Source organism: Pseudomonas sp. CFBP13528, assembly GCF_005233615.1.
Taxonomy (GTDB): Bacteria; Pseudomonadota; Gammaproteobacteria; order Pseudomonadales; family Pseudomonadaceae; genus Aquipseudomonas; species Aquipseudomonas fluorescens_AM.
The window spans coordinates 532406-555533 of the sequence record NZ_QGAJ01000001.1 but is presented as its reverse complement, the minus strand read 5'-3'; the positions used below and the strand labels follow the sequence as shown (position 1 = coordinate 555533).

Sequence of the window (23128 nt, the reverse complement as noted above, 5' to 3'; positions counted from 1 at the left end):
TCCCTCTGATTGCTACCTTGGAGCCCTTATATGAAATTTCTTGCCCCTCTCGCGTTACTGACAGCCGCAAGCTTCATGACCACGCCGCTGTTGGCCGCCGACGAAGCCCCCCAACTGACAGGCTGCGCTGCCAAGCGCCAAGCCATCAGTACCCAGATCGAACAGGCCAAGGCACATGGCAACAGCGCCCAACAGGCCGGCCTGGAAAAAGCCCTGAGCGAGGTCACCGCCAACTGCACTGACGCATCGCTCAAGAAAGAGCGCGAAAACAAGGTGCTCGATGCCAAGCACGAAGTCAGCCGCCGTCAGGCCGACCTCGACAAGGCCATGAAAAAAGGCGATGCGGACAAGATCAACAAGCGCAAGGACAAGCTCGCCGAATCGCGCAAGGAGTTGCAGGATGCGGTGGAAGAACTCGACCAGTAAAACCGGTCAATGGTCCCGGAACTGCTTATGGCAAGCGCTGCAGGCATCTTCGACTTTCTGCACCGCAGGTTGAAGGCTGCCGGCCTTATAGGGCTGGACCTGGCTTGCGATCACCAATTCACCGGTGGCCGCCTCAAGGTCGCGGGCCAGTTGCTGGAATTGCGCCTGCTTTTGCCACACCTCGTCCCTGGCACTGGTGTGGTCCTCTTCACGTACGCTTGGGAAGTGCTGCCAGGGTTCATGGGCCAACGCGTCCAGCTTGACCGCGCCGTCGGCGAACCGGCCGCCGTCGAAAGGGATACGCCCGCGCAACATGCCGCCCAGGTCTTCACTGGTCTTGAGCATCTGCTTGAAGATCGCCTTGCGCTGGCCCAGGGGCGAGTTGGGGTCAACACCGCCGCAGGCGGACAAAGCCAGGCAGGCCAGCACTACAACCGTCATATGTTTAAAAGTCATGGAGGCTCAGGGTCACGGAAAACGGCGGTCAGTATCCCCGCCTCGTCCGTAAAGACCAATAGCCCTATTAATAATAAGGGTTGCCCAACGCGATAAAGCCCGGGCAATCGCTTCAGGAATTACGTGCATGAATGTCAATTGGAAACCCTGGAGCCGCCTGGCGTGGGCTCTGCCGATGATCGCGCTGCTGGCCGGCTGCGACGTGGGCAAGGACGCGGGCAAAGAACCCGCCAAAGAAGAAGCCGCCAAACCCCATGCCGTCGCCACTTATGTGAGCGCTCCGTGGGAGGCGCTGCCGTCCGTTTCCGACAGCGATTTGCTGGCAGGCTTCGAATCCTGGCGCAGTGCCTGCCAGCGCCTCAAGGCCGACCCGGTCTGGGGTGCGACCTGTGCAGCCGCAGCCGCTGTACCGGGAAATGCAGTGGCGGTTCGCGGGTTCCTCAAGGAGCGCCTCGATGTATTTGGCCTGCGTTCAGCCGACAACACACCGAACGGCCTGATCACCGGCTACTACGAGCCGGTCTACCCCGGCAGCCTCACCGAAACCGCCACCGCGCATGTGCCGGTGTATGGCGTGCCGGACGACCTGATTATCGTCAACCTGGAATCAATCTACCCGGAACTCAAGGGCAAACGCCTGCGCGGTCGCCTGGAGGGCCGCGTGCTCAAGCCGTATGACGACGCCGGCACCATCAACGACCAGGGCTCGAGCGCCAAGCCGATAGCCTGGCTGACCGACCCGATGGACCTGCAGTTCCTGCAGATTCAGGGCTCCGGGCGTATTCAACTGGCCGATGGGCGTCAACTGCGTGTGGGTTATGGCGACCAGAACGGTTATCCCTATCGCCCTATCGGTCGCTGGCTGATCGAGCAAGGCGAGCTGAAAAAAGAAGACGTGAGCATGGGCGCGATCAGCGCCTGGGCCAAGGCACACCCGCAGCGCATCCCGCAGCTGCTGGCGAGCAACCCCAGCTATGTGTTCTTCAGCGCCCGCCCCGACAGCAATGAAGGGCCGCGCGGCTCGCTGAATGTGCCATTAACGGCGGGATACAGCGTGGCGGTGGACCGCAAGGTGATTCCGCTGGGGAGTTTGTTGTGGTTGTCCACCACCAAACCCGACGGCTCGCCGATCGCAAGGCCCGTCGCAGCCCAGGACACCGGCGGCGCAATCACCGGAGAAGTGCGGGCAGACCTGTTCTGGGGCACGGGCGACGCAGCAGGCGAGTTGGCGGGGAACATGAAGCAACAGGGACAGATCTGGATGCTGTGGCCCAAGGGTACGCCGCTGCCGCACGTGCCGGATGCACCCGCTGGCACCTGACAGCCATAGTTATCTACACAACGCTGCAGCGCCCAACCGTAACCACGATGCGCAGCGAGCCGGCAACCACGATGCGAAGCGAGTCGCCCTTGATCTTGATCTGGCTTTTGATCTTGATCTCAGGCGCCCCGTTAAACCACGCTGGCCGAACGCAGGCTTGAATCCGTGGGTAACCCGGCAGGACGCCGGGTTAGCCGCACTGGGTCATGGATGGCCCATTGCGGCGGCCCACGGATTCAAGCCTGCGTTCGGGCACACCGAGCCTGAGCGAGGTGCCGAGTGGTGGGGCAAGAGCCCTTTTGGTTACTTTTGGGGCTCTTTTCCAAAAGTGACCCGCTGTAAAAGCGGAACCCATAGCAGCCGTTACGCAGAAACGGATATGTACTCGTTCCAATCCAGCATCCTGGTCGGCCCAGAGGCCGCCATCGGGGGCAAGCCCCCTCCCACAGGGTATCTGCGCTTAACTGACTGCATTGGGGGCAAGCCCCCTCCCACAAGGTATCTGCGCTTAACTGACTGGCATTGGGGCAAGCCCCCTGCCACAGGGGATCTGCGCTTAACTGACTGGCATTGGGGCAAGCCCCCTGCCACCAGGGTTCTGCGTCAGGCTTCAGATCGAGACGAAGAAGAAACTCGCAATCAGCGCCATCCCCACCACCCACACCAGCGAACGCAACATCGCCCAGTCCGCCAGGTAGCAAATGATGTACAGCAGGCGGCTGGTGATGAACAACACTGCCAGCACATTGATCGTCACCAGCTCGGCCGTGCCGGCCAGGTGGGCGATGATCACCGCCGCCGCAAAGGCCGGGGTGACTTCAAAGCTGTTGAGTTGCGCATTGTGGGCACGCTTGGCAACGCCTTCGACCGTGTCCAGAAACGCGCGCGGGTCGTGATTATGGCGCGGCCCGAACTTGCCTCCACTGAACTTGGCCACACCCGTACACAGGTACGGCAGAAAGATCGCAATCAACACACACCAGAAAGCCACTGTCATCAGTCATTCCCTTTTTAGATTTATCAAGGCAGTCAGAGCTTCATCACCCACGTGCCGATCAGCCCCACCCACAAGCTAAGAGCCGTGGCCGACCGAAAGGTTCTTTCAGGTAATCGCACCTGTTTATACTAAACGACATCGCGACGCACGCTGTGCACCTCTATTTCCCCGCCCCAAGGACCCCGGATGCTTGAACTTGTTGCCGCCTTTATCTGCCTCACCACCCTGCTCACCTATGTGAACTTCCGTTTTATCGGCCTGCCGCCGACCATCGGCGTGATGGTCACTGCGCTGCTGTTTTCGCTGATCCTGCAAGGCCTCAGTTTTATCGGCTACCCCGGCCTGGAAGAGCGCATCCAGCAACTGATCGGCCAAATCGACTTCGGCGATTTGCTGATGAACTGGATGCTCTCGTTCCTGCTGTTTGCCGGCGCGTTGCACGTCAACTTGAACGACCTGCGCAGCTATCGCTGGCCCATCGGCCTGTTGGCGACCTTTGGCGTCTTGATCGCCACCGTGGTGATCGGCAGCCTGGCGTACTACATTTTTGCCCTGTTCGGCTGGCACGTGAGCTTCCTGTATTGCCTGCTGTTCGGTGCGCTGATCTCGCCCACCGACCCGATTGCGGTGCTGGGAGTGCTGCGTACCGCCAATGCCTCAAAACCGCTGAAAACCACCATCGTGGGCGAGTCGCTGTTCAACGACGGCACAGCGGTGGTGGTGTTTACCGTGCTGCTGGGCATCGCACAGTTGGGTGAAACACCGACCCTGGGCGCCACCGCAATGCTGTTCGCCCATGAGGCGATTGGCGGCGTGGTATTCGGCGGGCTGATCGGTTACCTCGTGTACCTGATGATCAAAAGCATCGAGCAGCACCAGATCGAAGTCATGCTGACCCTGGCGCTGGTGATTGGCGGCTCGGCGATGGCTACCGAATTGCACGTCTCGGCACCGATTGCGATGGTGGTGGCCGGCCTGATCATCGGCAACCTGGGGCGCAAGCTGGCGATGAACGACATGACTCGGCGCTATCTGGACGGCTTCTGGGAATTGCTCGACGACATGCTCAACGCCTTGCTGTTCGCACTGATCGGCATGGAACTGCTGCTGTTACCCTTCAACTGGCTGCACGTATTGGCGGCCAGCTTGTTGGCAGTGGCCATCCTGCTGTCACGCCTGCTGACCGTGGCCCCCGCGATCCTCCTGCTGCGACGCTGGCGCACGGTCCCGCGCGGCACTATCCGCATCCTCACCTGGGGCGGGTTGCGCGGTGGCGTCTCGGTAGCGCTGGCCCTGGCATTGCCGCTGGGCCCGGAACGCGACCTGCTGCTGAGCATCACGTATATCGTGGTGTTGTCGTCAATTCTGCTCCAGGGGTTGAGCATCGGCCGGGTGGTGCGCAAGGTTGCCGACCCGGCTTAAGGCGGCGTCCAGGCCACTGCGCTTCTAGCTGCCGAGCAGTAGCCCAAGCAAATGCCGCATCGCCGATGGGCGGTGCGGCGTCGAATCATGCAACACCACAAGGTCACGCGAGTAGCACCGCCCTCCAGCGACCGGCAGCACACGCAACCCATCCAGTGCCATGCCGGCCCATTGAGGCACCAGCGAAACCCCCATTCCCTGTGCAACCAGCATCACAATGGTTTCCAGCGCATCCAACTCGCATACCACTTTCGGTTCAAAAGCCCGCTCATCAAGATAACGCTGGGCAATCTGCCCGCCCCAGGCCCGAGCGTCATAGCGAATGAACGGCTGCTCGCGCATCAGCGTCTCCACCGGCTGCGCGCAAAGACTGGCCGAGGTGATAAGAATGAGCGGCTCAACCTTGAGCACCACCAGCGTCAAGGATTTTGGCGGCTGAAAAGGTGGCCTCACCAGAATCGCCGCGTCCAGCTCGCCGGTCAGCACTTTTTCATAAAGGCTTTTGGAATCGCCGGGAGTGATCGTCAGCTTCAGCGCGGGGGCCGACACCGCCAACCGCTCAATCAGGCGTGGCAGCACGCCAGTCAGTGCCGTTGATATCGCGCCAATCTTCATGTCCCCCGCTAACGCATCGTGCGCCAGATCGCTCTGCAGCGCCTGCACCTGCTCAACGATCAAACGGATTCTAGGCATCAGCGCCAGACATTGGTCCGAGGGGCGCGCCGCGTGCGCCGTGCGCTGTAACAACGTGCACCCTAACGCTCGTTCAAGGGCCTGGATGCGTTGGCTGATGGCCGCAGCAGTGCGATTCTCCCGGCGTGCAGCTGCTGCAATCGAACCGGTCTCAACCACCGAAATCAGGCTTTTAAGAAAGCGCACGTCCATAATTTTTCCTTTCGCTCAGCGCAACGCGAAGCTGTTTTACCCCGTCGTGCGGCCTGATTACCCTGGATGCTCATTGACTCGGGAAGCCCCCATGAACAGACCCTTTCACGCTGCATATCATGTTCGTGACCTGGACCAAGCGCGGATTTTTTATCGAGATGTGTTGGGTTGCCATGAGGGCCGCAGCGCCGACACCTGGATTGATTTCGACTTCTTCGGCAATCAGCTCTCTCTGCACCTGGGCACGCCCTTCAGCACGACCCGTACCGGCCAGGTCGGAGAGCACAGCGTGTTGATGCCGCATATCGGCGTCGTGTTGCCGCTGGATGAATGGCTGGCGCTGGCCGAACGCCTGACCCAGCTGGGCACTGCCTTCGAAATCCCCCCGGTGGTCCGGTTTGTGGGCGAAGCCGGCGAGCAACGCACGATGTTCTTTCTAGACCCCAGCGGCAACCCCATCGAAATCAAGGGATTCAAGGACTTCAACAACCTGTTCCACCCCTGAAATTCCCGCCCCCAAAACAATAAATAAAGGGATACAGCATGCGTACAAATACATCCTCCAGCCTGGTAACCCGCATCATGATAGGTCTCGCCGCCGGCGTGATCGTCGGCGTCCTTCTCAATCAGTTCCCGGAGCACAAGACCTGGTTTATCGACAACCTGCTGCAACCCGCCGGGGACTTGTTCATTCGGCTGATGAAGATGATCGTGGTGCCGCTGGTGTTCGCCTGCATGGTTGTCGGCATCGCCGGGGCGGGCAGTACTCGCGCCCTGGGTCGCGTCGGCCTGAAGACCTTCACGTACTTCTTCACCATTACCAGTATCGCCATCGTGTTCGGCCTGATCGTCGGCAATGTATTGCAGCCCGGCGTCGGCGCCGACTTCAGCAGTACCCTGCAAGCTCCGGTATCAGGCCTGGCCAGCGCCAGCGAGACGCAAAACCTGGGCCGGACCCTGGCCAACATCGTGCCGGACAACATCGTGTCAGCGATGTCGCAAGGCAAGCTGCTATCGGTGTTGTTCTTTGCCATCCTGTTCGGTTGCGCGTTATCACTGCTGCCGGCCCCGCAGAAAGCCCCTCTGGTGGCTGTGATGCAGGCAGTCTCGGACACCATGTTCAAAGTCACTCATCTGGTCATGCATTACTCACCCATTGGCATCTTTGGCTTGATCGCTGTGACAGTGGCCAGTTTCGGGCTCAGCGCTTTACTGCCCCTGGCCAAGCTGATCGGCATCACCTATGTCGCCGTGGCATTGTTTGCAATCTGTGTTCTAGGAGTGGTCGCGCGCGTCGCCGGAGTGGGCCTTTTTCACTTGATACGCGAAATCCGCAGCGAATTGTTGCTGGCGTACAGCAGCGCCGCGTCGGCCACGGTGATGCCGCAGCTGATCGAGAAAATGGAACGTTACGGCGCCCCCCGCTCGATCACCAGCATGGTCATCCCACTGGGGTACTCCTTCAACCTCGATGGCGCATCTCTGTTCGCTGCACTTGGCACATTGTTCATTGCCCAGGCCTACGGCATCGACCTCAGTCTTGCGGACCAGGCGATGCTGGTGCTGATCATGGTACTGACGTCAAAAGGGGCGGCGGGCGTGCCGGGCTTCATGTTCATCATCCTGACGGCAACCCTGACGACAGCGGGGTTGCCGGTGGAAGGCGTGGCGATCATCGCGGGCGTCTACCGGCTGATGGACATGCCGGTCACGGCGCTCAATGTGTTGGGCAATGCACTGGCACCGCTGGTCATCGCGCGCTGGGAGGGCCAGCTCGAAGCGCCGCGCAGTGACGCGCCGGCAAAGCCCGCCACTCCACCCTTGCAGGCGTGAAACACGCATTGATCATTTATCCTGTGCCGAATCGGAATGCTCCTTGGGGAGTTTACCGGGCGCCTGTTTACCCGAACTGGGCGCCTGGCCTTCACTGCGAATCTGCGCATGGCTGATCAACGCAAAGATAAAGCTGCCACCGATGATATTGCCGGCCAGGGTCGGGCCGGCGAATACCAGCCAGAAGTCATGCCACGACAGTTCGCCGGCAAACACCAGGTACGACACTTCCGCCGAGCCCACCACGATGTGAGTGAAATCGCCCAACGCCATCAGGTAGGTGATCAGGATGATGATCCACATCTTGGCGCTTTCCATCGACGGGATCATCCACACCATGGTGGCGATCATCCAGCCAGAGACGATGCCTTTGGCGAACATCTGGCCGGTGTCGTTTTCCATGATCTTGCGCCCGATTTCGAGGAAGGCCATGTCGGTCTTGGTGTCGAATATCGGCAGGTGCAGCATTACATAGGCCACCAGCAGGGTGCCACACAGGTTGCCCACCAGCACCACCGTCCACAGTCGCAACAGGCGCCCGGCATTGGCCAGGGTCGGTTTGCTCATCACCGGCAACACGGCGGTGAGGGTATTTTCGGTAAACAGCTGCTGGCGCGCGAGGATCACCGCCAGAAAACCCGCGCAATAGCCAAAGCTGGCGATGACCTTGAACGCTTCGCCGTCCGGCAGGCGTGAGTTGAGCAATCCCATGGCCATCAGCGACAGACCCATGGTCAACCCGGCAGCCAGGGCAGACCACCACAACGCCGCGACGCTGCGCTCCAGCTCCTGGTCGCCTTGAGTACGAATGATTTCATGCAGCACCGCCGCGCGGGGCGGCTGGTTTTTGTCTACGTCCTGCTGCTCTTCCTGCGACAGGTTGGGGGTTTTGCCTGCTTCGTCGGTGGCCATGATTATCCGGAGTCCAAGGGGGGCGTGTAGCTACGACACGCGGCCACCGTGGCTGTTCAGTGCCCAGGCAACTTAACCGGAATTCTCCAGGCCCGGGCCATTTCCACCGTGGTGGAACCGGACGCTTTATCCCAGGGTTTATTACGTGCTTTGTAACTGTCGCCGAGGGTGCCGAGCACACGATTGAACTCGGTGGGCGTGGTAGCCCACGCCAAGTCTTGAGCCGTACGCTGGAGCAGTTCGACATTGGCGCCGGGTTGGCCAGGCCGAAACAATGAAGGGTAGATCACCTCCCGCGTGAAGTTGTCTGCTTTCATCGCGATATCGCGCGCGCCCATCTGAGCGACAGCGCCGACGATGACTTTGGACACCGGCGGCGCACCGCCAGCGATCTGCCTGGCCGCCATTTGCAGCAACTGCTGAAAGTTACGCTGATCGGCGACATTGAGACGCCCTCCCAACCAGTCGACTTGCTCAGGCCGTCGTACAAGGGCATCCAGGTTGCGCAGCGCTGATAAAATTTGCGGCGTAAACAGTAGCGTATCGTGGGTCTGATTCGCTTCGGTGATCGCCTCATCCAGCACTTGCAACGCCTGCTGCGCATTGCTTCTGAACGTCAGCACATCCGCCGCGGCCGGGTCTTTTTGCAGCGCCGACTGTACGCTGGCGAGCAGTTGATCATCCATGGCCAACACGGCGTCATGCAGTGATTGAAACGCATGATGCCCAAGCGCTGTAGAGCGGCGTTCCAAATGCGTCTCTACCGCTTGACACGCCTTGGCCTGCAGATGTTGTTTTTGCTCATCCTGCATCGTGAAGTTGACGGTACCGCCGAGCAGGCCGCGAAAATCACCTTTTTCAGTCTTCAGGGGCAAAGTAACGATTTGATCGGCAAACGCTTCGAGCTTTTTCTCCTGGAAGGCTTCAGCAGCCGAATGTTCGACGCCGATGACGCGGTCAGCCACGCTGCTGAGAAAGCTGCCACTTCGCGCCGGTGTCTCGCTGACGCTGGACTCAAACTTGACGATCAACGCTTCAGGCTTGTTCAAGGGACTGTCAGCAAATACCTTCTGCACCACACCCGGCGCCGGGGTATTGAGCAATAAGCCACCGTCCTTGAACGCGGTGATTTCACCTGCGGCCTGGAAGCCATGACCTTGTTCCACGGGGCTTTTGAACACCACCGGCAAGGAACCGGAAATATGCGCCGCCCGAGCGATGTCCATCTGCGGCGTCAAGCTGGCATTGAACACCACCAACTGCGGGCGCCCAGCAAACATACCGGTACCGGTGATGCTCAGTTGCTTGATCGCGGGGATATGACGGTTCAACACCTCAAGGTCACCAAACGTCGGTGCGCCGCCGGCACTCAACTTGTCGGCAATCTTCATCACTTCAGCAGGCCGGGTTTCCCGAGGGCTTTGCGCGATATGCGCAAGCAGCGACCGGCGCGACTCATTTCGAATCAATTCCTCGAGAGGACAGGCTTCAGTTTGCAGGCGCGGCAACAATGTCACCAACAGCTGAGACACATTACCGACGGGGCCGGGTAACCGGCCGATGAGTTTGCCAAGTGTGGCACTGGCGTCCTGCATCCACGCCGTCACGGCATCCTTGCTATTGAGCAGGCTCGGCAGATCAATGCTATCGGACAACTTATCGAAGGCTGCCGCCCCCATACCACTGGCGATCAACGCCGCCGAAATCGCGCCGGCGGATGAGCCGCAAGCCAGTTGGATACCCTGCAGCTTTCCCGCTTGCTCAAGGGCCTGCACCACCCCCGAAAAAGCGATGCCCTTGGCCCCTCCGCCGCTGAGCACCAGGCTTGTGACAGGCGCAGCCGACAAAATCACTTCGACCCGCCCCAGGTCATCGCGCAGAAGCGTCACGTTGCGTTCGCCCACCCCTTCCAACAGAGGCGTCTTGGCGCTGGACTTGGCCGCAGACTGATCCTCTTTATCCAATAAGTGCTGAATCTGGGCACTTGGACTGAACACTTTCATACACAGGCTCTCCGTTGGGTGTGAGCCTGAGTGATGAAAGCCTCTCGCGACGATCCGTACGGAATGATTTGGTAAAGCAAATCACACCGCTACGTTGTCACTCGGAAAGACTGTCGTCCTTGAACTGATCCTTCACGTACTTGATTTCGGTACGACCATGAGGCGCAGGCAGGCCATCTTCACCGAGGTTGACGAAGACCATTTTCTCTACGGTCAGGATGCTCTTGCGGGTGATCTTGTTGCGCACTTCACAGGTCAGGGTGATGGAGGTGCGACCGAACTCGGTGGCGGTGATGCCCAGCTCGATGATGTCGCCCTGGCGCGAGGCGCTGACAAAGTTGATTTCGGAAATGTACTTGGTCACCACGCGCTGGTTGCCCAGTTGGACGATAGCGTAGATGGCGGCTTCTTCGTCGATCCAGCGCAGCAGGCTGCCGCCGAACAGGGTGCCGTTGGGGTTGAGGTCTTCGGGTTTTACCCATTTGCGGGTGTGGAAGTTCATAGGAGGCGCACTCTGAGGTGTTTTAAAGATATATTTCCCCCCTAGCTTCAAGTTTCAAGCTACAAGCTGCAAGTAAAAGCCGATTCGCTTTAAACTTGCCGCTTGCAGCTTGTCACTTGCGGCTCAAAGAAAGCTATAATCGCCCCCGATTTGGAACGGCCACCACCGTTCTCCCGCCACCTGTCCGAGGGGCGCTGCAGCAGGCTTGGCCTGTCAGGCTCGGATGGGGCGTTGTCCGGCCTGGTTTTGCAGCTGGATACTAAACGCACAACGGCGCCCATTCGCACACTACGAATGGAGGCTCTTCATGAGCGCTGTCAACACGCCTGCAGATTTCACCGACTACAAAGTCGCCGACATGTCCCTCGCCGCCTGGGGCCGTCGCGAAACCTTTATCGCCGAATCCGAAATGCCAGCCCTGATGGGCCTGCGTCGCAAGTACGCCGCCGAGCAGCCGCTCAAGGGCGCGAAGATTCTCGGCTGCATCCACATGACCATCCAGACCGCCGTGCTGATCGAAACCCTGGTTGCCCTGGGGGCCGAAGTGCGTTGGTCGTCCTGCAACATTTTCTCGACTCAGGACCAGGCCGCTGCCGCTATCGCCGCCGCCGGTATCCCGGTATTCGCCTGGAAAGGCGAAACCGAAGAAGAGTACGAGTGGTGCCTGGAGCAAACCATCCTCAAGGATGGCGCGCCTTGGGATGCCAACATGATCCTCGACGACGGCGGCGACCTGACCGAGCTGCTGCACAAGAAATACCCGCAGATCCTCGACCGCGTCCACGGTGTGACCGAAGAAACCACCACCGGCGTGCACCGCCTGCTGGACATGCTGGCCAAGGGCGAGCTGAAGATCCCGGCCATCAACGTCAACGATTCGGTGACCAAGAGCAAGAACGACAACAAGTACGGCTGCCGTCACAGCCTCAACGATGCGATCAAGCGCGGCACCGACCACCTGCTGTCGGGCAAGCAAGCCCTGGTGATCGGCTACGGCGACGTGGGCAAGGGTTCGTCCCAGTCCCTGCGTCAGGAAGGCATGATCGTTAAAGTTTCAGAAGTCGACCCCATCTGCGCCATGCAAGCCTGCATGGACGGTTTCGAAGTGGTGTCGCCGTTCATCGACGGCGTCAACGACGGCACCGAAGCGAGCATCGACAAGGCCCTGCTGGGCAAGATCGACCTGATCGTCACCACCACCGGTAACGTGAATGTTTGCGATGCGAACATGCTCAAGGCCCTGAAAAAACGTGCCGTGGTGTGCAACATCGGTCACTTCGACAACGAGATCGACACCGCTTTCATGCGCAAGCACTGGGCATGGGAAGAAGTGAAGCCGCAGGTCCACAAGGTTCACCGTACCGGTGCTGCCAAGTTCGACCCGCAGAACGATGACTACCTGATCCTGCTGGCCGAAGGCCGCCTGGTTAACCTGGGCAACGCCACCGGTCACCCAAGCCGCATCATGGACGGCTCGTTCGCCAACCAGGTACTGGCGCAGATCTTCCTGTTCCAGCAGAAGTACGCCGACCTGTCGCCTGCCCAGAAAGCCGAGCGCCTGACCGTGGAAGTACTGCCGAAGAAACTCGACGAAGAAGTGGCCCTGGAAATGGTTCGCGGTTTCGGCGGCGTTGTGACCCAACTGACCAAGACCCAGGCCGACTACATCGGCGTGACCGTTGAAGGTCCGTTCAAGCCGCACGCTTACCGCTACTGATAAGCCTGCTCCCCCTGCGGGGAGCTGGCTTCAAATGTGGGAGGGGGCTTGCCCCCGATGCGGTGGGTCAGTCGATATATTTACTGACTGACCGACCGCATCGGGGGCAAGCCCCCTCCCACATCGACGGTGTACACACTCCGCAATTCTGAGTTTCAAAGGGTATTACCATGTCCCAAGACCGTCGCTACAGCTTCGAGTTCTTCCCGACCAAGACCGATGCTGGGCATGAAAAATTGATGGCCACCGCCAAGGTGCTGGCCAGCTACAACCCCGACTTTTTCTCCTGCACTTACGGCGCCGGCGGTTCGACCCGTGACCGCACGATCAACACCGTGCTGCAGCTGGAAAGTGAAGTCAAAATTCCCGCCGCTCCGCACTTGTCGTGCGTGGGCGACAGCAAAGCCGACCTGCGCGGCCTGCTGACCCAATACAAGGCCGCCGGCATCAAGCGCATCGTCGCCCTGCGTGGCGACCTGCCGTCCGGTATGGGCATGGCCAGCGGTGAGCTGCGCTACGCCAACGACCTGGTGAGCTTCATCCGCGAAGAAAGCGGCGATCACTTCCATATCGAAGTGGCGGCCTACCCGGAGATGCACCCCCAGGCGCGCAATTTCGAAGACGATCTCAAAAACTTCGTACGCAAGGCCGACGCCGGCGCCAATAGTGCGATCACCCAGTACTTCTTCAACGCCGACAGCTACTTTTATTTTGTCGAGCGTGTACAGGCCATGGGGGTGAACATCCCGATCGTGCCGGGCATCATGCCGATCACCAACTACAGCAAGCTGGCGCGCTTCTCCGACGCCTGCGGTGCCGAGATCCCACGTTGGGTGCGCAAGCAGCTGGAAGCCTATGGCGACGACGTCAAAAGCATCCAGGCATTCGGTGAGCAGGTCATCACCGAGATGTGTGAGCAATTGTTGCAGGGTGGCGCGCCAGGGTTGCACTTCTATACCCTGAACCAGGCAGAACCCAGCCTTGCCGTCTGGAACAACCTCAAGCTGCCACGCTAAGGCTTGTCCGGTTGTGCCAAGGCCCTCAAACGAGGGCCTTTGTCGTTTTACGTGACCCACGGAATCCCGCAGTCCATGAATACAGTGCCCTCCACTTCCCGTCCGCAGCTGGTTTACCTGGTCTTCGGCGCCGAGACCTACCATCAGGAAGCGGTATTCAGCATTGCCAGCGCGTTGGCCTTCCTGCAAGACGCCCCCGATGCGGCCATGGACATTCAGGTATTCAGCGACAACCCCGAACCCTATCGTCTGCTGCCGGTACGTGTGCGCCCGCTGGACGAGGCCACTCGCAAACGCTGGAGCGAGCCCCACGGTTATCATTTCCGCACCAAGCACGTGGTACTGCGCCAGGTACTGGAAGAGTCCGAGGTGGCGTTGCTGATCGACACCGACACGTTTTTTCACCGTTCTCCCCTGGCCTTGTTCGAGCGCGTACAGCCGGGCACGCTGCTGTGCAACGCCTTCTACACCAAGTACGGCGACAACCACGAAAGCATTCTCTACACCGCGCTTTACCAGCGCCTGCTCGACATGGGCGTGGCCGACGACGACATGATGACCCTCAACTCCGGCGTGATGGGCCTGACCCAGCAGGACGCGCACATCCTCGACCGCTCCATCGAGTTGATGGATGAACTGTTCCCCCATGCCCAGGGCGCCTACACCCTGGAAGAGTTCTGCCTGTCCATCGCGGCCTATCGCACGGTCAACGTGCGCGAATGCCCGGACCTGATCCACCATTACTGGAGCCGCAAGCAGCTGTTCCGGGCCAAGGTCAAGGCCTGGATCACCAAGCACGCCGCAGCGCCCACCAGCGCGCTGGCACTGGCCGACACGCGCCAGGTCTCCGCCCACCTGCCGCGCCCGCCGCGCTTGCAGCGCATGCTGTACAAGCTGATTACCCTGCTGCTGCCCAGGCACCAGCAGCAGTTCATCCGCGAAATCCTCTACGGTTGCTACGAACACGAAAACGAGTTCGACCAGGCCTGTGGCCCGGTTTGGTGGGACAAGGCGCGACAAAACCAGGAAGAGCGCCAGAAGCGTCCGCTTGATGCGCACCAGCTCGAACACTGGTTCGCCAATCCGGTGGTGCGCCTGATTCTCGGCGAGCGGCGTGCCGCAATCCACGCCCACTTGATGGACGCGCCAGCAAAATAAGGCGGCCCGCCAAAGCGCGCGCCAGAGCTTCTCTTTATGCCGGGAGCGTCGTAACCTCCGGGTATGCCCGTCATTTTCAAGTTGTTGATCGCTGCGCTTGTCACTTGCCTGAGCCTGGCCGCTCATGGCGAGAAATTGCGCATTGTCACCGAGCCATGGGCGCCCTACGTCTACGACGACAACGGCACCATGCGCGGCCTGGACTATGAAACCACGGTGATCGTGTTCCAGCGTCTCGGTGTGGATGTGCAATGGCAGTTCCTGCCGTGGAAACGTTGCCTGGCCATGCTCGACCAAGGCCACGCCGACGGCGCACTGGACATTTTCCACAGCCACGAGCGCGACGCTTCGCTGCTTTACCCCAGCGAACCCCTGTCGGCAGTCGAGTTCGTCCTGTTCTACGCCAACGAACGCCCCCACCCCGCCGAAACCCTCGACGACCTGCGCGGCCTGACCGTGGGCGTCTCGCCCGGCTATCTGTATGGCGAAACATTCAGTGCGTCCGATGCCTTCGCCCGTGAACCCGCTCCCAGTCATGAAGCCAACTTCGGCAAGCTCATGCTGGGGCGCATCGACATGGTGGTCACTGACCGTCGCGTGGGCCAGCATGTGATCAAGGAGTTGGGTCTGGAAGACAAGGTCAGCCAGGCGCCCGTGGTGGTCAGCCGCCAGCAACAGTTTCTCGCCGTTCGCCGTGGCGCGGGCATGGACCTGCTGGTCCAGCGCTTCGCCGCTGAACTCAGGCGTTTCAAGCAAGAGCCGGCCTATGCCGCCTTGAGCGCCAAATACGGCGGTATCCTTGCGCAAACGGTGCCGATCAGCGCGTCCGAATACACCGTTGAGCAGCAGGAAAGCAGCGCGCAGTGATTGCTCTGTTATACTCCGGCCTTTCCGCCAGGCTTACGCCCGGCCGCTCGGGTCTTGAAAAAGGCACCCAACCCCGCTACAGCGCAGCTTTGCAGCCCGCGCGAGCCGGTGGAGTGCCCGCCAGACGCAGCAGGACCGGACGGGATTACGCTCCCCTAAGCGCCATTCACGCCCGGCAAGATTATCCCTTTGGGCCAAGCCCTAACTAAAACAGGATTACTCATGTCCTTTGCTTCCCTCGGTCTCTCCGAGGCTTTAGTCCGCGCCATCGAGGCGGCGGGCTATACCGAGCCTACTCCGGTGCAACAGCGGGCCATTCCCGCCGTGTTGCAAGGTCGCGACCTGATGGTTGCGGCGCAGACAGGTACCGGTAAAACCGGTGGTTTCGCCCTCCCGATTCTGGAGCGGTTGTTCCCCAACGGTCACCCGGACAAATCCCAGCGTCACGGCCCGCGTCAACCGCGTGTACTGGTCCTGACCCCCACCCGCGAACTCGCCGCCCAAGTGCACGACAGCTTCAAGCTGTATGCCCGCGACTTGAAGTTCGTCAGCGCCTGCATCTTCGGCGGCGTCGGCATGAACCCTCAGGTTCAGGCCATGTCCCGTGGTGTCGACGTGCTGGTGGCATGCCCGGGCCGTTTGCTCGACCTGTGCGGCCAAGGCAGCGTCGATCTGTCCCACGTGGAAATCCTCGTGCTGGACGAAGCCGACCGCATGCTCGACATGGGCTTTGTCCATGACGTGAAAAAAGTGCTCGCCCGCCTGCCGGCCAAACGTCAGAACCTGCTGTTCTCGGCAACGTTCTCCCAGGACATCACCGCCCTGGCCGGCAAGTTGCTGCACAACCCGGAACGCATCGAAGTCACGCCGCCGAACACCACGGTCGAGCGTATCGAACAACGCGTCTTCCGCCTGGCGGCCAGCCACAAGCGCTCGCTGCTGGCGCACCTGATCACCCACGGTGCCTGGGAACAGGTGCTGGTGTTCACCCGCACCAAGCACGGCGCCAACCGCCTGGCCGAGTACCTGGACAAGCACGGCCTCACCGCCGTCGCCATCCACGGTAACAAGAGCCAGAACGCGCGTACCAAGGCCCTGGCTGACTTCAAGGCCGGTTCCGTACGCATCCTGGTCGCCACCGATATCGCCGCCCGCGGCCTGGATATCGACCAACTGCCGCACGTGGTCAACTTCGAGCTGCCAAACGTCGATGAAGACTACGTGCACCGTATCGGCCGCACAGGCCGTGCCGGGCGTTCGGGCGAGGCCATTTCCCTGGTCGCGCCGGACGAAGAAAAACTGCTCAAAAGCATCGAGCGCATGACCAAGCAGAAAATCGCCGACGGCGACCTGATGGGCTTCGATGCCAGCGCTGTGGAGGCCGAAAAGCCAGAAGCGCGCGAGCGTCCGGACGTACGCAACCCCCGCAACCCACGCGGTCCGAAGGGCGATGGCCCGAACGGCGGCGGTGGTGGCGGTGGCCGTCGCGACAAGGGCAAGGACAAGGGCAAGGAAAAAACCGCGACCAGCAGCCGTGGCGAACGCCCGGCCCGCGAGCAGAAGCCGCGCGAAGGCACCCCGGCCCGCGAACAGCGCCAGCCGAGCCAGCCGCCACGCGCTGCAGCCGATCGTGCTCCGGACGAATTCCTTGATGACGATGTGGATAACTTCGGTAACCGCGTCGACTACGTGCCACAGGCCAAGCCTGCACAGGGCCGCGGCCGTCGCCCAGGCGCCCCGGCACAAGGCGCAGGCGCAGCCGCTCCACGTGGTGGTCAGCCACAAGGCGCCCGTCAGAATGGCCCGCGCAACAGCAGCGGCGGCACCACCGGTACGCCGCCAGCCAAGCGCAGCGGCCCACGCAACGGTGCCCCGCGTGACGGCCAGGCCCGTCGCGAGGACTCGCGCAGCAACAACCGCCGCCCGGCCCGTGACGAGCAGCCACGTTCGTCCGAGCCAGCGGTGCAAAACCCGCGCGGTGGCCCGGCGCCGAAGATTATCCACAAGGAGTCGAAAGCGGATCGCTTCCCGACACCCGAGCAGTTGGATCAACTGCCTGGCCGTCCTCGTGGTGAAAAACCAGCGCTGCTGACTCGCAACCGCTGAGTTTCAAAGCGCCATAAAAAATGCCCCGCCTCTTTCGAGACGGGGCATTTTTTTATGAGCTCAACAAACCGAATGTGGGAGGGGGCTTGCTCCCGATAGCGACATGCCAGTCAGCCTGTTGATACTGACACACCGCTATCGGGGGCAAGCCCCCTCCCACACTGAACGCATTGTCAGGCAGAAATTACTTCTGCTTCACGCCTTCCAGCGTGATGTCCAGGTCGACAGTCTGCGAAGTCGGGCCTGGGCCTTTCACGCCGAAGTCGTTCAGGTCGATCGTAGTCTTGGCGTTGAAGCCGGCACGTTCGCCGCCCCATGGATCCTTGCCTTCACCGTTGAAGGTGGCCTTGAAGGTCACAGGTTTGGTCACGCCGTGGAAGGTCAGGTCGCCGGTCACGTCAGCTGTCTTTTCGCCGGTGGGTTTAACGGCGGTGGACACGAACTTGGCGTCGGCAAACTTGGCCACGTCGATGAAGTCTTTGCTGGCGATGTGCTTGTCACGTTCAGCGTGGTTGGACCACAGGCTGGCGGTTTTCACGTCGACGGCGATTTTGCTGGCTTCAGGCTTGGCTGCGTCCCAGCTGAAAGTACCATCCCAGTCCTTGAAGGTACCGTGGATGTAGCTGTAGCCCAGGTGGCTGATTTTCCAATCGATGAAGGCGTGCTGGCCTTCCTTGTCGATCTTGTAGTCAGCAGCCATTGCCTGCCCGGCGGACAGCAGCGCGGTACCGATTGCCAGAGCGGCGAGTGTCTTCTTCAACATGCTTTCTATTCCTTGTGAGTCGAGGTTGAACATCAGGCTTTGCGCCCCAGCATTCGCGTCAGGGTCACATCACGATCGATAAAATGGTGTTTCAGTGCCGCCACGCCGTGCAAGCCGGCGAACACCACTAACACCCAGGCCAGGTAGAAATGCACCCAGCCGGCGGTATCTGCCTGGTCCGGTAGACCGGAAACCACGGCAGGAATTTCAAACAGGCCAAACACCGGGATACCGACACCGTCTGCGGTGGAAATCAGGTAACCGGCAATCATCACGGCAAACAATCCGAGATACAGGAACGCGTGTCCAAACGCGGCGCCGATACGGGTCAAGCGACTGTAGCTGGTCAACGGCGGGGGCGGCGGGCTGACCAGGCGCCAGACAATGCGTACCAGCATGATCGCGAACAGCGTAATGCCAATGCTCTTGTGCAGGTCCGGCGCATCTTTGCGCCAGGCGCTGTAGTAATCGAGGCCGACCATCCACAGGCCCAGGGCGAACAATCCAAACACCACCAGGGCCACGCCCCAGTGCAAAACCATGCTGACCCAACCATAGCGGGCCGGTGAGTTGCGTAGCTGCATGTACTTAATCCCGTAAGAACTGTGCCCAAGACTAGCGTTTTACCTATCGAATTAAAGCGGAAAATTTCGCTTTGAAATATCGAGAAATACGATCTGGAGGCTATGCATAATAAATTAACAAGGGATTAAGACTATTCCCAGGAAACGTGACAGACCGTCCTGTATTTACCGCGAATTTCCCCACAATGGCTTGTGACCCACGTCACCATTGCATAGGCTTGCGCGATTGTTTCACCTGCGCAGGCCGCAGGACCGCTTCGAGGAGATCACCGATGGGCTTGAATAACCAGTGGATGCAACGCGACCTCGCGGTGCTGTGGCATCCCTGCACCCAGATGAAAGACCACCAGCAACTGCCCCTTGTGCCGATCAAGCGCGGTGAAGGCGTATGGCTGGAAGATTTCGAAGGCAAGCGCTACCTCGATGCCGTCAGTTCCTGGTGGGTCAACGTGTTCGGCCACGCCAACCCGCGCATCAACCAGCGCATCAAGGACCAGGTCGACCAACTGGAGCACGTGATCCTCGCCGGTTTCAGCCATCAGCCGGTGATCGAGCTGTCCGAGCGCCTGGTGGCAATGACGCCCGCAGGCCTGACCCGCTGCTTTTACGCCGACAATGGCTCGTCGTGCATCGAAGTCGCGCTGAAGATGAGCTTCCACTACTGGCTCAACCGTGGCCTGCCGAACAAAAAGCGCTTCGTCACCCTGACCAACAGCTACCACGGCGAAACAATCGCGGCGATGTCGGTGGGTGACGTGCCGCTGTTTACCGAAACCTATAAGGCGCTGTTGCTCGACACCCTCAAGGTGCCGAGCCCCGACTGCTACCTGCGCCCCGAGGGCATGAGCTGGGAAGAACACTCGCGCACGCTGTTCCTGGCGATGGAACAGACCCTGGCCGAGCACCACGACAGCGTCGCCGCCGTGATCGTCGAACCGCTGATCCAGGGCGCCGGTGGCATGCGCATGTATCATCCGGTGTACCTCAAGCTGCTGCGCGAAGCCTGCGACCGTTACGGCGTGCACCTGATCCACGACGAAATCGCTGTGGGCTTTGGCCGCACCGGCAGCATGTTCGCCTGCGAACAGGCCGGCATCCGCCCGGACTTCCTGTGCCTGTCCAAGGCCCTGACCGGCGGCTACCTGCCGCTGGCCGCCGTGGTCACCACCGATGACGTGTACGACGCCTTCTACGACGACTACCCGACCCTGCGCGCGTTCCTGCATTCCCACAGCTACACCGGCAACCCGCTGGCGTGCGCGGCGGCACTGGCGACCCTGGATATCTTCGAAGAAGACAACGTCATCGAAAACAACAAGGCCCTGGCCCAGCGCATGGCCAGCGCCACGGCTCACCTGGTGGACCACCCGCACGTGTCGGAAGTGCGCCAGACCGGCATGGTGCTTGCCATCGAGATGGTGCAGGACAAAGCCACCAAGACCGCTTACCCCTGGCAGGAACGCCGTGGCCTGAAGGTGTTCGAGCATGCCCTGGAACGTGGCGCGTTGTTGCGACCGCTGGGCAGCGTGGTGTACTTCCTGCCGCCGTATGTGATTACCCCGGAGCAGATTGACTTCCTCGCCGAAGTGGCCAGCGAAGGGATTGATATCGCCACTAACAGCAAAGTCAGTGTGGCGGTGCCGAAAGATTTTCACCCAGGCTTCCGCGATCCGGGTTGATTGCCTAAACCTTTGTAGGAGCGGGCTTGCTCGCGAAGGCATTCCAAGCGCATCGCTGCGTCGGATGTACGTTTTTCGCGAGCAAGCTCGCTCCTACCTACACCTCTTCAGAGAACAGAAATGAGACTGTCCCGCTTCTTCACCGACACCCCGCTGAGCCTCGGCGACCATGAGTTGCCGCAAGCCCAGGCGCATTACATCAGCCGTGTGTTGCGCATGGTCGAAGGCGACGCCGTGCAACTGTTCGACGGTTCCGGCCAGGAGTTTCTCGGCAGCCTGCTGGAAGTCGGTAAAAAGCGCGTCACCGTGCAACTGACGCAAAGCTTCAACGGCCAGGCCGAGTCGCCACTGCATATCCACCTCGGTCAGGGCCTGTCCCGTGGCGAGCGCATGGATTGGGCGATCCAGAAAGCCACCGAGCTGGGCGTCAACGCGATCACGCCGATTTTCAGCGAGCGCTGCGAAGTGCGCCTCAAGGACGAACGCGCCGACAAACGCCTGCTGCACTGGCGCCAGGTGGCGATCAGCGCGTGCGAGCAATGCGGGCGTTCGACAGTGCCGGTGATTCACCCGCCGCTGTTGCTGGCCGACTGGCTGAAACAGACCGAGGCCGACCTCAAGCTGGTCCTGCACCCGGTGGCCGAGCCGATGGTCAGTCATGCCAAACCGTCGAGCCTGGCCTTCCTGATAGGGCCTGAGGGTGGGCTGACCGACGGCGAAGTCGACACCGCCCAAGGCGCCGGCTTCCATGCCGCCCGCCTCGGCCCACGGGTGTTGCGCACCGAAACCGCGCCGGTGGTGGCGCTGTCCGTGGCCCAACAGTTGTGGGGCGACTTCTGACCCTGCCGTGTAAACCCAATCAAAAATGTGGGAGGGGGCTTGCTCCCGATGGCGGTGAATCAGTCAACTTATAGGTAGCTGACCGACTGCTATCGGGAGCAAGCCCCCTCCCACAGTTGGATTGGGTTAGCACTTCTTACTCCACCGGGTCGCTGACCGGCTTGGCGATAATCGCCTTCAACTCGCTGGTCATCGGGAATTCCAGGTTCAAACCCTTGGGCGGAATCGCATACGCCTGTGCGCCCAACAAAACCCCCAGGGTGCAGCCGGTCAACAGGATCTTTTTCATTGTTATTCTCCGTTGGTTCGCGGGGTAGAGACTCAAGCAGCGCAGGGGGCCAGGCCCTGCATGTCAATGGAAGGCGTGCGCTGATCGATCAGTTCGGCCAGCAGTTGGCCGCTGCCGCAGGCCAACGTAAAGCCAAGGGCGCCGTGGCCGAGGTTCAGCCACAGGTTGCGATAGCGACTTGCACCGATCAGCGGCACCCCCGTCGGCGTGGCAGGGCGCATGCCAGCCCATTCGACTGCGTGGGTGTAGTCACCGGCCAGAGGAAATGTCTCCAGGGCCTGACGTTTCATCAGGGCCAGACGTTTGGGTTCAAGCCCCGTATCGAAACCAACGATATCCACCATCGCCGCGACCCGCAATTGCTCGCCGATACGTGCGTAGACGATCTTGCGATCATAGTCGGTAATGCTCAGGTTCGGCGCCCGGTGTTGCGCGCCAATCGGCACGCTCAGGCTATAGCCCTTGAGCGGATACAGCGGCAGCGCCAGCCCCGGCAAGCCCAATTCGGTGCTGCGATGCCCGGCCGCCAGCACCAGTTGCTCCACCGGCATCACTTCGCTGCCCAACTCGATGGCCTGCACCACACCGTCGGCATGGCGGATCCCGGTGACCTTGCGCCCGAGCCTGAACGTACAGCGCCCCGAAGCCTCCAGCCGCGCTGCCAGGCGTTGGCAGAAAGCATGGCAATCGGCGACTTCCTCGTTCGGTGTGTAGATACCGCCGACAAAATCACCCGCCGCCAACGCCGGCTCCAGGCGCGCACAATCTCGCACGGACAACACCTGCTGCTGCAACATGTCCGTGACCTTGCTGCGCGCCTGCTCGAAGGTATTGGCATTACGGAACGTCACCAGCTTACCGTTACGTCGCCAATCGAAACCTTCCAGGCGATCATCGATGCGCCAATGCTGCAATGTGGCCTGGCTCAAGGATGCGAGGCGTAATAAGTGCGCGGCGTTGCGCCTATTCACCGAACCCCGGCAGGCGGCCATAAAGGCTCCCATCCAGCGCCATTGCTGGGGGTCGAGCCGTGGGCGCAGTTTCAATGGCGAGTCACGGCGCAGCAACCAGCCAATCGCCTGCAGCGGCACGCCTGCATCCGCCAGCGGTGCGACATAGCGATAGGACAACTGCCCGCCATTGGCGAAGCTGGTTTCGCTGCCCAGTCTGTCGCGCGCATCGATCACCGTCACTGCATGGCCAGCACGCACCAGTGCATACGCGCTCGCCAAACCGATCACTCCACCCCCGATGATGCAAACCTGCGCGGCCATTCCCGCCTCCCGCCGTTGATTCAAGAAAGCTCAAGCGTAGAGGCAGGTGACAGCTCACCGACAATGAATAAAGATGGG

The 23128-nt window shown here is 60.8% G+C and carries 21 protein-coding genes, 1 pseudogene and 1 riboswitch; of the genes and pseudogenes, 12 read left to right on the top strand and 10 right to left on the bottom strand.

The window, feature by feature from the left end:
• Positions 1-30 precede the first annotated feature (30 nt).
• Entirely contained in the window at positions 31-426 is a 396-nt protein-coding gene (locus PspCFBP13528_RS02650; protein WP_065949459.1) for a DUF1090 domain-containing protein, read from the top strand.
• Between the two features lie 6 nt (positions 427-432).
• On the opposite strand, the gene PspCFBP13528_RS02645 is transcribed toward PspCFBP13528_RS02650, so the two are convergent.
• Positions 433-882, bottom strand: coding sequence for a cytochrome c (locus PspCFBP13528_RS02645; RefSeq protein WP_137199587.1), 450 nt, complete (start codon positions 880-882; stop codon positions 433-435).
• 127 nt (positions 883-1009) lie between these two features.
• Between PspCFBP13528_RS02645 and PspCFBP13528_RS02640 the strand changes: the two genes are divergently transcribed.
• The gene (locus PspCFBP13528_RS02640; RefSeq protein WP_137199586.1) at positions 1010-2203 is read left to right on the top strand and encodes an MltA domain-containing protein; all 1194 of its coding nucleotides are present in this window, start codon (positions 1010-1012) and stop codon (positions 2201-2203) included.
• Between the two features lie 610 nt (positions 2204-2813).
• Here the strand turns inward: PspCFBP13528_RS02640 and PspCFBP13528_RS02630 are convergent.
• Positions 2814-3200, bottom strand: a complete 387-nt coding sequence (locus tag PspCFBP13528_RS02630; protein ID WP_057723556.1) for an MAPEG family protein — start codon at positions 3198-3200, stop codon at positions 2814-2816.
• 186 nt (positions 3201-3386) lie between these two features.
• On the opposite strand from PspCFBP13528_RS02630, the gene PspCFBP13528_RS02625 reads away from it, so the two are divergent.
• The gene (locus tag PspCFBP13528_RS02625) at positions 3387-4622 is read left to right on the top strand and encodes a sodium:proton antiporter (protein WP_065949542.1); all 1236 of its coding nucleotides are present in this window, start codon (positions 3387-3389) and stop codon (positions 4620-4622) included.
• Between the two features lie 24 nt (positions 4623-4646).
• Here the strand turns inward: PspCFBP13528_RS02625 and PspCFBP13528_RS02620 are convergent, their stop codons facing one another.
• Positions 4647-5507, bottom strand: coding sequence for a LysR family transcriptional regulator (locus PspCFBP13528_RS02620; RefSeq protein WP_137199585.1), 861 nt, complete (start codon positions 5505-5507; stop codon positions 4647-4649).
• Positions 5508-5598: 91 nt separating this feature from the next.
• Between PspCFBP13528_RS02620 and PspCFBP13528_RS02615 the strand changes: the two genes are divergently transcribed.
• Both PspCFBP13528_RS02615 and PspCFBP13528_RS02610 read left to right on the top strand, forming a co-directional pair.
• On the top strand, positions 5599-6012 hold the full coding sequence (locus PspCFBP13528_RS02615; RefSeq protein ID WP_065949544.1) for a VOC family protein: 414 nt from the start codon (positions 5599-5601) through the stop codon (positions 6010-6012).
• Between the two features lie 38 nt (positions 6013-6050).
• Positions 6051-7340, top strand: a complete 1290-nt coding sequence (locus PspCFBP13528_RS02610) for a cation:dicarboxylase symporter family transporter (protein ID WP_269801698.1) — start codon at positions 6051-6053, stop codon at positions 7338-7340.
• A 12-nt stretch (positions 7341-7352) separates the two neighbouring features.
• Here PspCFBP13528_RS02610 and PspCFBP13528_RS02605 read toward each other — a convergent pair whose 3' ends face one another.
• From PspCFBP13528_RS02605 to PspCFBP13528_RS02595, 3 genes are all read right to left on the bottom strand, one after another.
• Positions 7353-8252, bottom strand: coding sequence for a formate/nitrite transporter family protein (locus PspCFBP13528_RS02605; RefSeq protein ID WP_065949546.1), 900 nt, complete (start codon positions 8250-8252; stop codon positions 7353-7355).
• 56 nt (positions 8253-8308) lie between these two features.
• On the bottom strand, positions 8309-10255 hold the full coding sequence (locus PspCFBP13528_RS02600; RefSeq protein WP_137199584.1) for a patatin-like phospholipase family protein: 1947 nt from the start codon (positions 10253-10255) through the stop codon (positions 8309-8311).
• A gap of 97 nt (positions 10256-10352) precedes the next feature.
• Entirely contained in the window at positions 10353-10757 is a 405-nt protein-coding gene (locus PspCFBP13528_RS02595) for a hotdog domain-containing protein (protein ID WP_065949548.1), read from the bottom strand.
• A 180-nt stretch (positions 10758-10937) separates the two neighbouring features.
• Positions 10938-11043, top strand: a riboswitch (S-adenosyl-L-homocysteine riboswitch).
• 21 nt (positions 11044-11064) lie between these two features.
• On the opposite strand from PspCFBP13528_RS02595, the gene ahcY reads away from it, so the two are divergent.
• The 5 genes from ahcY to PspCFBP13528_RS02570 all read left to right on the top strand — a co-directional run bounded on the left by ahcY (position 11065) and on the right by PspCFBP13528_RS02570 (position 17621).
• Positions 11065-12474, top strand: a complete 1410-nt coding sequence (gene ahcY, locus PspCFBP13528_RS02590; protein ID WP_065949549.1) for an adenosylhomocysteinase — start codon at positions 11065-11067, stop codon at positions 12472-12474.
• Positions 12475-12644: 170 nt separating this feature from the next.
• The gene (gene metF / locus PspCFBP13528_RS02585) at positions 12645-13490 is read left to right on the top strand and encodes a methylenetetrahydrofolate reductase [NAD(P)H] (protein ID WP_065949550.1); all 846 of its coding nucleotides are present in this window, start codon (positions 12645-12647) and stop codon (positions 13488-13490) included.
• A 75-nt stretch (positions 13491-13565) separates the two neighbouring features.
• Entirely contained in the window at positions 13566-14648 is a 1083-nt protein-coding gene (locus PspCFBP13528_RS02580; protein WP_101221337.1) for a hypothetical protein, read from the top strand.
• 63 nt (positions 14649-14711) lie between these two features.
• Positions 14712-15515 (top strand): transporter substrate-binding domain-containing protein, encoded by an 804-nt coding sequence (locus tag PspCFBP13528_RS02575; protein WP_065949552.1) that lies wholly within the window; start codon positions 14712-14714, stop codon positions 15513-15515.
• 222 nt (positions 15516-15737) lie between these two features.
• Entirely contained in the window at positions 15738-17621 is a 1884-nt protein-coding gene (locus PspCFBP13528_RS02570; RefSeq protein ID WP_065949553.1) for a DEAD/DEAH box helicase, read from the top strand.
• 184 nt (positions 17622-17805) lie between these two features.
• Here PspCFBP13528_RS02570 and PspCFBP13528_RS02565 read toward each other — a convergent pair whose 3' ends face one another.
• On the bottom strand, positions 17806-18384 hold the full coding sequence (locus PspCFBP13528_RS02565; RefSeq protein ID WP_101221336.1) for a YceI family protein: 579 nt from the start codon (positions 18382-18384) through the stop codon (positions 17806-17808).
• 32 nt (positions 18385-18416) lie between these two features.
• A complete protein-coding gene (locus tag PspCFBP13528_RS02560) occupies positions 18417-18968 on the bottom strand; it encodes a cytochrome b (RefSeq protein WP_065949555.1) in 552 nt (183 codons plus the stop codon).
• A gap of 272 nt (positions 18969-19240) precedes the next feature.
• Between PspCFBP13528_RS02560 and PspCFBP13528_RS02555 the strand changes: the two genes are divergently transcribed.
• Positions 19241-20647 carry an adenosylmethionine--8-amino-7-oxononanoate transaminase gene (locus PspCFBP13528_RS02555; protein WP_065949556.1) on the top strand — a complete coding sequence of 469 codons (1407 nt, stop codon included), beginning with the start codon at positions 19241-19243 and terminating at the stop codon, positions 20645-20647.
• Between the two features lie 120 nt (positions 20648-20767).
• A complete protein-coding gene (locus PspCFBP13528_RS02550; protein WP_137199583.1) occupies positions 20768-21487 on the top strand; it encodes a 16S rRNA (uracil(1498)-N(3))-methyltransferase in 720 nt (239 codons plus the stop codon).
• A 136-nt stretch (positions 21488-21623) separates the two neighbouring features.
• Here PspCFBP13528_RS02550 and PspCFBP13528_RS27745 read toward each other — a convergent pair.
• Positions 21624-21713: pseudogene (locus tag PspCFBP13528_RS27745) on the bottom strand (hypothetical protein); the annotation flags it as partial.
• Between the two features lie 95 nt (positions 21714-21808).
• Positions 21809-23050, bottom strand: coding sequence for a D-amino acid dehydrogenase (locus PspCFBP13528_RS02545; RefSeq protein WP_137199582.1), 1242 nt, complete (start codon positions 23048-23050; stop codon positions 21809-21811).
• Between the last annotated feature and the right edge of the window lie 78 nt (positions 23051-23128).